At 34.3% G+C, this 13,857-nt stretch carries 7 protein-coding genes; 4 read left to right on the top strand and 3 right to left on the bottom strand.

The window, feature by feature from the left end; all coding sequences use genetic code 11:
• Genes BMW37_RS04860 through BMW37_RS04870 form a run of 3 tightly spaced genes read right to left on the bottom strand, consistent with a single transcriptional unit; the run spans position 1 to position 6,310 of the window.
• Positions 1-1,656 (bottom strand): hypothetical protein, encoded by a 1,656-nt coding sequence (locus tag BMW37_RS04860; protein WP_093318247.1) that lies wholly within the window; start codon positions 1,654-1,656, stop codon positions 1-3.
• Positions 1,653-3,218, bottom strand: coding sequence for a hypothetical protein (locus BMW37_RS04865; RefSeq protein ID WP_093318248.1), 1,566 nt, complete (start codon positions 3,216-3,218; stop codon positions 1,653-1,655). The genes BMW37_RS04860 and BMW37_RS04865 overlap by 4 nt, the downstream gene beginning before the upstream one ends.
• A complete protein-coding gene (locus BMW37_RS04870) occupies positions 3,218-6,310 on the bottom strand; it encodes an inverse autotransporter beta domain-containing protein (protein WP_177168582.1) in 3,093 nt (1,030 codons plus the stop codon). Before BMW37_RS04870 ends, BMW37_RS04865 begins: the two co-directional genes overlap by 1 nt.
• Before the next feature lie 676 nt (positions 6,311-6,986).
• Between BMW37_RS04870 and BMW37_RS04875 the strand changes: the two genes are divergently transcribed.
• From BMW37_RS04875 to BMW37_RS04890, 4 genes are all read left to right on the top strand, one after another.
• Entirely contained in the window at positions 6,987-8,366 is a 1,380-nt protein-coding gene (locus tag BMW37_RS04875) for a glutamate-5-semialdehyde dehydrogenase (RefSeq protein ID WP_093318250.1), read from the top strand.
• 124 nt (positions 8,367-8,490) lie between these two features.
• Complete coding sequence (gene ppk1 / locus BMW37_RS04880) at positions 8,491-10,578, top strand: polyphosphate kinase 1 (RefSeq protein ID WP_093318251.1); 2,088 nt, start codon at positions 8,491-8,493, stop codon at positions 10,576-10,578.
• A gap of 80 nt (positions 10,579-10,658) precedes the next feature.
• Positions 10,659-11,144 (top strand): hypothetical protein, encoded by a 486-nt coding sequence (locus tag BMW37_RS04885; RefSeq protein WP_093318253.1) that lies wholly within the window; start codon positions 10,659-10,661, stop codon positions 11,142-11,144.
• Between the two features lie 70 nt (positions 11,145-11,214).
• Complete coding sequence (locus tag BMW37_RS04890; protein WP_093318254.1) at positions 11,215-12,675, top strand: TIGR01777 family oxidoreductase; 1,461 nt, start codon at positions 11,215-11,217, stop codon at positions 12,673-12,675.
• Positions 12,676-13,857 lie beyond the last annotated feature (1,182 nt).

Consider the following 13,857-nt stretch of genomic DNA (forward strand, 5'->3'; position numbering starts at 1 on the left):
CTAATCTTTTAATTCATCATCTGCTGCTCCTATCTCAGTAAATCCAGCAGGATCGACAAGTTCATAATAATTTGATGGTGTGATTTCCAGCTCTTCATCTATTCTGAAATTAATCGATGCTTTAAAACTTTGTTCACTCATCTCTGGATTCACCTTGTTATCAAGCACTGGGCCGACATCAACATTATTAATTTGTGAATTAAATTGAACATATTCAATTTGATTTGTGTCCTGGTTTTGGTCATTTAGTATATATTTGATGGCTATTTTTGGTTTAACCGATTGCTTTTCATCTTCGTAACTATAAATAATCCTATATTCTTTATTTGCATCAAATAATGTTTTATCTTCATTGATGTAAAGCTCGCCATTATCTCTATCTTCCCAAACTAATTCCCAGAATAAGTTTAATTCTCCCTGAGGTACTTGCCCTTCAACTTCTTCACGAGTTAAGCGCCTTACCCTGTTGCTGGAATCTCTAATTTCGATAATTGCAACATACTGGCGATTGACATAGAAACCTTGATATATTGCATTATTAATTTCTTCTTGATTACTTAAATTGTCAGAAATTAAGTCTACAAATGGCGCTTTTTCAATTTTTGAAAGATCAAAGCGATTATCTAAATTATCTTTATTTAAATCGTAATATTCTTTATCGAAAATTCTTACTCTATAAGCTGTATCAAACGCAATAATTTCAGGAGAACGAATAAAAGGATGTTCACCTATTGGTAATGCCCTATCTTGATTGAACTCCTCGTTTTCTGGAAAAAGCACTATAGAGGCGTTTATTCCTACTTCACTACTTAGATTTTTTTCAGGTGTTTTATGTGCCCAAATTTTGCTTATATCCCATACATAAGCAGTAAACCCTTCTTTCGGGAAACCAAACTTAGATATAGGTGTAATTGAAAATCCAATTCTTTCAGAGTCATCCATAAAAGGAATTACAATTGGGAATTCTGATAATTCCAAATCTTCAGTCATCGTGCTATCAATCTGCTCAACAGTGATTTCGGATACATCAAAGCACTTGTTCCAAGGTGTTGTATCATCATCATGCATCACTGAAAAATCCGCACCGACTTCTAAAGCTCTTTTTTGCATTTTCTCCCAGCGTAAGCTATTGCTATCACTAGCATTAAATTCAATTGTTTTTCCTAGCACTTCACAATTTGCAGAATTTGGATATTTCAATTCCGGCTTCAGTGTCAACCTATACCACTTGATGTCGATTTCATTTTGATCAATTTCACTATCACCCTTATCCCAATCTGACCAAAAATAATTATCTTGTTCAGTGGGTTTTGGTAGTCCATCATCGGTAAATTGTCTTGTACTGAATCGTTTTTGTGATTCATACAATGGTAGATCTAGTATCATTCCTGGTACTAGTCCATTAATTTCTCTTTCAACTTCTACATACTTGCCTTCTTTTTTTTCAAAGGCTTTTAAACTCAATTTAGAAAAAAATGGATGTGTACCAAAAACCTGTCCATATTGATAAGGTTGAGAAACACCATCTGCTAAGGGCATAGGTTCGGCTTTATTTTGCGGCCTATTTTTCAAAAAAGATAACCCTTCCTCTGCAGTTGCATTAACTGATATACAAGAAAGTACGATACACAAAGAGAGTGTTTTACGTTTTATCACTCAACTCCTCCTTGTATATCATTTGCATCAGGATTCTCCTCATAATCCTCATACCCTTTAGGGTAAGAAGATTTCACGTTTATAATAAATTGTTGCAAGGTGATTGCATTATCAATATTACTTTTAAAATGATCTGGTAAAACTTTTGGTACATTAGCTGTATCAAGCAATTCCTCTGGAATACGAATACCTTCGACAGTCTCAAAATATAAGTTTCTTGTAGTACTAGTATCATTTTCTATCCAGAAGAAATGCATGCCACCTGTTAAAAATTCATTTCTAAAGCGATCTAAAGGAATCCCTCTACCTTCAACGGCAGTATCCGGATCTTTTAAATTTTCATTTACTATGCCAGTGTCATCGACAATAACTGGATTAATAAATACTGAATTATTATTTGGGTTTTCTGTATCTTCGTATGCATTTAAATTCACACCATTACTATTAAACGCAAGATCTAATCTCAATCCATTAATAAATGGCCTTTCGATATAATCCATTGCCCCGTCTGCTAGCAATTCTTGAGTTAAATTTTCATCCTCATTATCAATGAATCTATTTTTATTTTTATCATAGAAAAATTGAACGATATATTTTTCACCTGCTACTAAATAATCAACAGGTTCAGTATCATCAATTTCTTCCTGTACTAAGTAATAACCAATTAAGTAAGGACTATTTTTGATAGGTGGCGGTAATACGCACGATGCTGTATCAGCGTTAATTTCATTACTAGACACAGCTGTGTAATTCATAAAGCGCTCACCTAATCCATATTCTTGTACAATCGAGCTAATATCAGTTGTTTCAGATATGAGTTGCTCTTCACCTATCTCTAATTCTGGACTTAATCTAGTAACGCTTTTAAATTGTTTCACTACTGTAATTTTAGAACTCTGATATGGTTCACCAATTTCAGTATGTGGCCAAAGTTCATAGCCTAAATATATTTTATAATCATCTTTATTAGCGCTATTAATAAACGCTTTTAATTTTTTTGCTTCTAACTTTCCAGATGCTGCATTTCTAAGCTTAATATGGTCAAGTAATCTTAACGACAAGTTTTGCTCATCAGGACTTAACTGAGTATCTTCAAAGTCTCTATATCTTAGATCAAAAGGAATATCCGTATCATTTATCGAGTCGTTTGAGACTAAAAAATACTTATCTTCATCTTGAATTTGCTCTGGTATAGATTGACCCGTTGGAACTTTAAAAACAAACCATTTTACAGTATCTGCAATTGTTGCTATATCGGCCCAGTCAGCATCTTTATCTAATATACGATAGGTGATTTTGACCGTATCACACATTTCTAGCTGATCAGGTTGTCCCGTTAGACCATTTTTGACTAATGCAAATGTTTCAACACCTGGTCTATGACCTATTACTTTGTCAGTTGGCTCAGTAATGACTATAAAGTCTTTAAATTCATCAACGAATTGCCACTGCGGTGCATCAGCATTTGCGTAATTTGCTGACAAGATTGACATGACACTGATACTCGAAATAAGAGTCATTGGTTTAAATAACTTTTTTATACACAATGTCATTTTATCCATTAGTGCCAGACTCCTACATAATCACCGTTTGATGTAGGTAAAAGAGTGTCGTTTTCAATATTGTTTTCATCAAATCGTCCGCTTTTAATAAATTGATCTTTGGCATCATCAGTAATAGAAACTAAATCTGTGTAACTCGGGCAAATTGGATCGATTTCAGGTAATACTCGCCCATCATTCATATCAATCGTATTAAATTGCACAGATAATTGTAGTCCTTGCTCTGTCCATTGCTCTACAGCATCCTTACCAAGATCACCCCAAACAAATTCATTATTATCAACATTAGATGTCTGAGTTCTAAAAATCATTCTTGCACGGCAACCTTCAAGGCCGTTATAGCGCGCAATACGAGCACCTTTAGTTTCATCCTGTGGGTATGTTAAAATCTCCTGAATACCTTGCTCGTCACTTTCAAAATCCCTCAAATCTACATTGCCCTTACTATAAAGGTCAGGAGCATCATCAATACCATAACGCCAAACTATCGAGTTTTGTACATCTTCATTAAGTACAATAGGGTCTTCAGGTATGATCACTTCCACAGTTTCTCCACCAAGTACTTCAGATTTAGTATGTATTATGCAAACACCATAATAGTGATCTACATATGCAGGTTTTGATTCAGCATAATCAATCATTTCAACCGATTTATTCCCTGCTTCACTTGGTAATACTTTTCCATCTAATGTCGCTATTTTATAAGTTGTCTTTGAAAGTATTCTACTTTCATAATTTGTTATATTTTCACAGACAGTTTGTTCAAAATTTATAAGCTCATCATTATTTGACATGAATCTAGCGCTTCGTGTAGTAGTACTTGGTATTTGACCTAAATCAATGACACTTAACTCTACATACATGTTTGCAAATATATTTGGCTCAAATGAGTTTGAATAAAATGTCCCATTTTCAATATTACTGCTAACAACTGGCTGACCAGTTAGATCGTCTCGAGTCAACGCATCAAACTCAAAATTAATTTGCATTTCACCTACATCTAATAAAGCATTATCAGCTAAAACATATATATACCAACCTTTATGCTTAGCTGGGTCCTCAGGATCTGCATCTACTGCCTTCTTTATTCCAACCATCATGACATTTGGATTAGAACTCATATAAGAAGCAATCTCATCTTCTGGAAGTAACGTGATTTTCTGACGCTCAATGTCCCTGCTTGCAGCAAATAATTCTATTTCGTATGAATCTGGTAAATACTCTTCTGTTTGATAATAAAGTTTAATAAACTTGTTGTTATATATAGGATTAGTTTCAAGTTCATTAATATTATCAATATCATCCCAAGTTGTATTAGACGACACATATGAAACATCATCTTCCATCATATTGTCTAAAGTTGCACCTTGTCCTGCTATCACTTCAACTTCAACAGTATTAGAAACACCTGTGGCACCTGTTTCTGTTTTTACAAATAATTTATATTTGTATTTACCTACACTATTACGTAGGTCATCTAATCTTTCAATAGATGAATCAGATTCATCTGCAACTGCATTCCATGCTTGAGTAATTTCATCAAATCGATACCAAACATGATTAACAATGTTAGATTCATTTGAAATTCTTACTTTAACAATCTGAGCTTCTGTTCTTACAGGAATAACCGCTTCAATTGCCTTAATTTCAACTTCAAGTGCTTTAGCACGATACTCAAATACAATGTCATAGTTCCTATCAACAGGATCGTAACGGCTACCTTTGAGTGTTCTGAGATCAGCAACACGGCTCGGGTCTAGTTGTTGCTCAATTGGCACACCTAACTGTAAATTTAAATCTAAATCAAATTGCGCTTGTGCTTCGCCACTTTTACCTAATGTGTAGCCTGCATTAGTTGTAATTAAAGGAATCGGTGTATAATCAAGTCCTACTGTTACCGCGTATGGATCTGATTGGCGATTTTCCAGTCCAAAATAGGCCACTTCATCACCAAAATACTGCTCATAAACTAATGAGCCCCCTAATTGCGGATAACTTGGCAAATATGCTTGGGTTCTGATATCAAATCCTTCTGCAGGGCGCTCTTCAAAATCAAGTAATACTTCGGATGACTTCCAATCACTTAATGGCGCATAATAGTTAACTGCAAGTTTTAAGTAATTACGCCAATATTCACCACCAAGGCCTAGTCTTGTGTTACTACCAGTAAAGTCATGATCAATAAATACGTTACCACCAACTAGATAGTCATCTGTATCATAACGATAGCCTAAACCGAAGTTACCAATTAAGCGTTCTTCATTACCACTTCCTTGCTCGTGCACCCCTACTTGCCCAAAGACTAAATTTTGGTCAACATCATACAGTGGGCTAAATAGTTTAAAATCAGACGCTGTAAAGTCACCTTTTTCATCTACTGATAAACTAAATTGCGCTGTACCAAATCTACCTAATAGATCATTAATAGGTTTATTCAGATAGCTATTAGCTTGTGATAGTACTTTAGATTTAGCTGCGTTAACCTTGCCGTCAACATAATTCTCAGCCCAAATCTCTGCATCATCTATTAAATTTTGCGCTTCAAAATTTTCCCAATCACGAGTTGCCGCATCCTCAATCAAAATTGCTGCATTTTTTTCTGCATCATTTTCTAAATAATTTGAGGCAGGTACCTCATCTAGAATTTGAGTGAGATATGACTCATCATCAGATTTTTTCCCATTACCAAGGCTAGGCAACGTAATGGCACTTTTTTGATTAGTTGTAGTTTGCTTTGGCTGCGCTAGCTTTGCCATAATCGAGTTTGCTGGTAGGATCACAGATTCTCCAGCTTTTATGATTTCTTTACTTGACAATTCACCATTATTTAACTTATCCAACTCTGATAAAGTTAGATTATTTTGTAGTGCTATTTGGTACGGAGTGTTATCAGAAGTCAAAACTACCGTCGATACCTCTGGTGCTGCAGAAGTAGTTTCATTGATTTCTTTAATGTTTTTTGTTAATTCAGTTGACTCATACGTAGCCTGATCATTTCCAGTTGAGTTGTTGCTAATCACTTGATTTGCATATCCCGTCCCTGTTACGAGAAGACAAGCAAACATTATTAAATATATAAGTTTATTTCTCATTGACTTTTTCACTCTATCCATGAATTAAGTTCTATTGGATTATTTTTAGTTTTTTAAAATTGCAAGCTTCCGTGAAACAAATTTAACCAACTACTTAACTTTTTTACTATTTACCCAATGCTATTAAGTGTATTGAGGTATGGTTCTCAGTTAGCGAATTGACTACCATTTTACTTCTTAACAGTTACAATTGATTTGTTACTCAACATTAAAAATTCACTAGTTAAATTACATTTCGTCTTATTTTACTATATCTTTATTACAAATTGAAATGATTTACATAGATATGTGGGGCACACCTCATTTAAAGTAACCTTTGGTTACAATTTGTTCACATTGACTGGTTGTAACTTATTATTTTTTTTATATTTTCCCTTTTAGGTATTACATAAAATACACAACTTCTTTTTTTGTAAAGTTTTGAGGAGCAACGTAAAGAAAGCATTGTTCATAAGGGTTTCTTTATTGTTTTGTCTATTTCATCTGCTAACAAAATCATTCTTGGCGTTATCTGATTAACCCCAAGCCTCATTTGTGCAATTTTTTTATTTTTACAACCACTCACTTTCTGTATTTATATTCAGTTTATTTTGAAGAACTCATGAAATGAGTATTTAACATTATGGGCGTTATTGATATGATAGTTTTACGTTGCTTACTTATATAGAGGATGACTATGCAAAGCTTACAATCACAGTTACCAACAGAGGATGAAATTAAAGCAAACCTCATTACAATTGCACAAAGCGCAAAAATCGCCTCTTGGCATTTGGCTAAACTTAACACCTCTCAAAAAAATGCGTTTTTACTGGCTTTAGCGGATGTTCTTGAGTTAAATGAATCTAAAATATTAGATGCTAATCAAAAAGATATAGCTTTAGCTAAAAAGACTAATGTCAGTGAAGCTATGTTAGATAGACTTCTTTTGACTCCTTTACGCATAACACAAATTATTAATGAAGTTCGGCATGTGGCAAGTTTATCTGATCCTATCGGCATTACTTTAGAAGGAAAGCTATTAGATAGCGGTCTTAGGCTAGAAAAACGTTCTGTACCTTTAGGTGTCGTTGCGGCTATTTACGAGGCCAGACCTAATGTCACTATTGATGTGGCATGTTTGTGTTTTAAAACTGGTAATGCAGTTATATTGAGAGGTGGTAAAGAAACCATTCATACTAATCGTGTACTAATAGAGATCATTCAAGAGACACTTTCAGGATTTGGTTTACCCATCCATGCTATCCAAGGAATATTAGAACCAGATAGAGAGTATGTGAATACATTACTCAAATTAGACAGTTATATCGATATGCTTATTCCTCGTGGCGGGGCAAGTTTACATCGTTTATGTAAAGAGCACTCAACTATTCCTGTTATTACAGGGGGAATAGGTGTATGCCATATCTATTTAGACAATCAATACTTTGCACTTTCAGACAATAGCGATAATGATATACATTCCTTATCATCAGAAAAGATAGCCTCAGCATTATCAATCATTGATAATGCCAAGATACAACGCCCAAGCGCTTGTAACAGTCTTGAAACATTATTAGTCCATAATGATATTGCAGAGGTATTTATCCCTAAACTTTATCACTATTTATCTGATAGAACCGTTACATTGCGGGTATGTGAGAAAGTTGCAACTATACTAAAATCAAATATCGCCATTGATGAAGGTGAAATATTACCAAAGTACGTTAAACCGGTAACGAACTCTGACTATGCTGAAGAATCACTAGGGCTGCTTTTGAATGTGAAAATTGTTGGTACCATTGATGATGCAATCGACCATATACGAACTTATGGCACACATCACTCAGATGCAATACTGACCCAAAATATGAAAACAGCCGATTATTTTATAGATTCGATTGATTCTGCTGCGATATACGTCAATGCAAGCACTCGGTTTACTGATGGGGCTCAGTTTGGTTTAGGAGCAGAAGTTGCAGTCAGCACTCAAAAACTCCATGCCAGAGGTCCAATGGGGCTTGATGCATTGACGACTTATAAATGGATTGGGCGTGGAGATGATAGTATTCGTCAATAAGATGAGCTGCCACGCAAAGTTTTTTACTTTTAGGAATTTACTTCACTCCTTTTCATGTTAAAGTAAGTACATATATTTATGAGAATTTGTTACAAACTATTGTAGAGAAACGTTGGTCGCAAAAATGAAACAAGAAAAGTTGTATATTGAAAAAGAACTAAGCTGGCTTGCCTTTAATGACAGAGTACTTCAAGAAGCGGCTGATAAAAGTAACCCTATTATCGATAGGATGCGTTTTTTGGGGATCTACGCAAATAACTTAGATGAATTTTATAAAGTTAGATTTTCTGATCTGAAAAGTCGTGTGGTAATAGGCGAAGCGCAAGGTACCGGTAAAGCCCTCAGGCATTTATTAAAGAAAATTCAATCGAAAGCTGTAAAGAGTGACCAGCAGTTCGATCAGATATACTCGAATTTATTGATTGAGCTTGCGCGTCTACATATATTTTTAGTCAATGAACAACAGCTCACTGAAAAGCAGATCAAATGGTTAAGAGATTATTTTAAACATAATATCAAACAACATATTATCCCAATTCTCATTAATAACGATACAAGACTCATTGATTTTCTAAAAGATGAGTATACGTACCTTGCTGTTGAAATTGTACAAGATGAGAAAATAAACCATGCTTTATTAGAAATACCAACAGATAAAGTTCCTAGATTCATAAAATTACCACCTGAGCCTTTAAGTCGGCGTAAAACAATGATCTTAGCTGACAACATATTAAGATTATGCCTAGACGATATCTTCCAGCCATTTTTCGATTTCACAGAAATTCATGCTTACTCAATGAAAATGACCCGAGATGCAGAGTATGATTTAATCACAGAGGTTGAATCAAGTTTGCTTGAAATCATGTCATCAAGCTTAAAACAAAGGCTCACTGCAAAACCTGTAAGGTTTGCTTACCAACGTGAGATGCCAGATGAAATGGTCAAGCTTTTGATGGAAAAATTAGCATTAACATCGTATGACTCAGTGATCCCTGGCGGTAGATATCATAATTTTAGGGATTTCATTAATTTCCCCCATATTGATAAACCATTTTTACAAAATAAACCATTGCACTGTTTAACCCATAATAATTTTAATGCGTTTCGTAATAAATTTATGGCAATTAAGCATCGCGATATTTTATTGTACTACCCTTATTATACATTTGATCATGTCTTACAATTATTGCACCAAGCTGCATTTGATCCTGATGTGCTTTCAATCAAAATTAATATTTACCGAGTAGCGAAAGATTCTAATATCTTAAACTCTATTATCCATGCTGCGTATAATGGTAAAAAAGTTACCGTGGTTGTAGAACTACAAGCCAGGTTTGACGAAGCGGCTAATATTGATTGGGCTAAAAGACTCACCGAAGCGGGTATACATGTTATTTTTTCCGCGCCAGGTTTAAAAATTCATGCCAAATTATTCTTAATATCACGCAGAGAAGACAATAAAATAGTAAGATATGCTCATATTGGAACGGGTAATTTTAATGAAAAAACAGCAAAAATTTATACTGATTACTCTCTTTTGACGGCTAACCAAGAGATTGCAAATGAAGTAAGAAGTGTTTTTAACTTCATTGAAAATCCCTATAGACCTGTTACTTTTTCACATTTAATGGTTTCCCCTCAAAATAGTCGAAATAAACTTTATGAGTTGATTGATAATGAAATCGAACATGCTAAACAAGGAATTGAAGCTAAAATTATTCTGAAGGTGAATAACCTTGTTGATACAGGCCTGAGCGAAAAACTCTATGCAGCTTCAAAAGCAGGCGTACAAGTAGATTTACTTGTACGTGGCATGTGTTCGCTTATTCCTGGTTTAGAAGGAGTGAGTGATAACATACGAGCTATTAGTATTGTAGATAGGTTTTTAGAACATGACAGAGTATACATTTTTGAAAACGGTGGGGATAAACGCATCTATATTTCATCAGCTGATTGGATGACTAGGAATATCGATTTTAGAATTGAAGTGGCGGTGCCTATTTTAGACGAAGATCTTAAAGCCAGAATATTAACCATCGTTAACTTACTTCTGAGCGATAATGTTAAAGCAAGAATCATTGACAAGGAACTCAGTAATCGTTATGCACGTGATTTAACAACGTTGAAACGCAACTCTAAAACTAAAATAAGAGGACAAATGGCAGTCTATCATTTTTTAGCTAATGAAGAGCACGTTTCTCATTTAGGATAAATGAGTATACATTCAAAATTAAAAGCCATTACCCGTACGCATCATTTTTCCTTTTGTAGTCGTCTATTTTAGGAGTGTCTATGACAAATTCACCTTCCCTATTTGCTCGTATCAGTCGCATTAACAATCGCCGTAATCTGATATTTTGGCTCTATGCAGTAAGCTTTATTCATTTAGCTACGGGGATATTCCTAACACAAATGAGCGATGCGCCTTTTTTCGAATTCTATCACTTACAAATTGAACGATTTTTCTGGCCAGAAGGCGCTCCTGGGAATGCAAGGCAACTACAGATCTGGTGGATGGAATTGATGGGCGCAACTTTACAATATTTATCTATTTTGATGCTCTTACTCGTTTACCTTGGTCATACATTGGTTAGGCCAATTATATGGTTTGGTTTACTTGTTGCTTTTTTAGTTTGGGTACCACAAGACATTTATGTTTCTATCACAACAAGAACATACTTTCACCTTATTGTGAATATTATTGCAACCATTACTATTGTTCCTCCCTTAATAATGCTTATTATAATTGACCGAAAAAAAATCAAAAATACTCAGTAGCGTGAAACACAAATATTAGATATATCAGCCCTAATCTGAACATTATAATTGTTGATAAAAGGAAAGCTAAATGAATGATCTAGTGCTATTTAACCCCCTGTATGATTTGGTGATTACATTATTAATTATACAAGCACTATTGGGAGCTTTTGACACAATTTATCATCACGAAATACGTGTAGCCCTCCCTCAAAAACGAAGTGCTCGCCTAGAACTATTTATTCACAGCATTCGCTCAATGCTGTACGGACTTTTCTTTTTTCTCATTGCTCATTTTAGTATGCATGGGAATTGGGTTTTCTTGATGATAACGATTATATTAATCGAGATAGGTCTGACCTTATGGGATTTTATCGTTGAAGACAATAGCCGAAAATTACCTGCTATAGAAAGAATACTACACACGATTTTAGCGATTAATGGTGGTGCAATTTTTGGACTCTATTTTGTAACCTTGGCACAATGGCATAATTTTTCAACCGAAATTGTAAGTATCAATTTAGGTTGGCGTGGTTGGGTGTTAACTCTATTTGCAGTAGGTGTGTCCATTTCGGGGATTCGTGATTTGTTAGCATCTTTAAAATGGAAACAAAAGAAACCACCAGAAAACCCTTTTATCAATCTTCCTTTTTCACGTTTTTTAATCACTGGTGGTACAGGTTTTATAGGTAGCTACTTAGTCCGTCAATTATTGGAAGCAAAACATGAAGTTGTGGTACTAAGCCGAAATCCACTTAATGCAGCTTACTTATTTAATGCTAAAGCTCGCATAATCAAAGATCTTAGTGAACTATCCTACGAAACAGAATTTGATATTGTTATTAACCTGGCTGGTCAACCTATTTGGGGCCTTCCTTGGAGTGAAAAAAGAAAAGCTCACATCATGGCTAGCAGAGTAGGCACAACAGAGAAATTAACCACATGGTTTAAGCAAGCGAAACATCCACCTAAATTAGTCATTCAAGCCTCTGCAATTGGCTTTTATGGTGTGAGAGACCCTAATGAAATATTAACAGAATCAAGTCAAAAAGGTTCTGGTTTTATGGCTGAACTATGCTACGAGTGGGAGCAAAGTGCTAAGCAATTTGATTCAAATAAAACTCGGCTTACCATTTTTAGGTTAGGAGTAGTATTAGGTTATGGTGGAATATTCCCACTTATGCTCTTACCCTATTATTTTGGTTTAGGAGGTAAAATCGGTTCTGGAAGCCAAATTATGAGTTGGATACATATTGAGGATGTAATGGGTACTTTTGCCCATGCAATAGCAAATCCTAATGTCAATGGCACCTATAATTTAGTCGCGCCAGAAACGCTTAGCCAAGCAAAATTTGCCCTAATAGTTAGTCAGTGGGCTAAGAGACCTTTATTACTAAACATACCAGCTAAGCCTATTTCTAAATTACTTGGTGAGATGTCAGAATTAATTATTGATGGTCAAAATGTCAGTAGCATCAAATTAATTGAAAGTGGGGTTATATTTAAATACCCGACCATGTTAGATACATTAAATGAAATTCGTACAAAATAAGAATATGGCAACGCAGTAAGTGCTGTCATGAGTATAACCAATCTAGTGCCCTTATATCCCCGCCTGATTGGGAAAGGGTTTACAGACACTTAGCTAACAATTTGATAAATGCGTCTAAAATAACAGAATAACAATATCAAGAGCATTTTATCTAATGCACTGTTTAGGCTATTTTGGAAAAGATCATTAAACGTTACTACTGCGCAGCGAATATGGAATGAAATGATTCCGGCATATTATCTAAATATTTGTGCTAATCGCTGCACTAACAATTGATATCATGAAAAAGAAAAGTAGAATAAGTCTTTAAAATAAAATTAATTCTGCAGTTATCCGTTAATCATATTAGTTTGTGATGAGCTAGATATCAATTTAATGTAACGTGATATAATGTAACCTATTTTATTCTGTCTGATAGATAGTTTTCAAATTGCCGTGACCTAGATGATAAAATAATTTAAATAGACCACTTTTTGACTTTAACGACTAGTAAAAATGCACAATCAGGCAAATAATCTCTATTTTATTTGCACTTAGGTCTATCAATTTTTCATCCTCTTTTTTAAAGACAGTATAATGAAATAGAAACTCATTTAAACTCTTTACGAAATAATAAATCTTAAACTCATTATTTAATCAAATATTTACTGCTAATCTAATCCAATACACTACCCTGATGATTTTGACTTAAACAAGTAAATTACGCATTAACAGAAAAACCACTATAGTTTTGGATTAACTCTGGTTCAGTATCATTTTGATACCACTGCAGGTTTGCAGCATTTTTTACAATACGTAAATACTTTTCTTTAAATCATTTCTAATCTTTTCCACTTAATTATTCTTTAAAACGTTGCCGATAGCTAATTTCAAGCATTTAAATTTTCGAATCTACACTCTACTTTAAAAATGTTAAGACAATGATCATTTGATTTGATCTAAATCAACCGTTTCGCAATTGTTAATTTATTGCAGGAACTTCTTAACTATAATGTTAACTAGTTATTATTGGGTTGTAGTGCTTTAATTACTAAGAAGTAAAACATAAGGGATTCAAGCTAATGATACTTTATATTTTATCCATTTCTAATAATATGAATGGGCAAAATCCGATATGAGAATACACTCATGTAGATTGAAGTTTTCAATACGTAAAAATCAACTTTTACGCAACACAAACGA

The sequence above is a fragment of the Thorsellia anophelis DSM 18579 genome, from assembly GCF_900111395.1.
GTDB lineage: Bacteria > Pseudomonadota > Gammaproteobacteria > Enterobacterales > Thorselliaceae > Thorsellia > Thorsellia anophelis.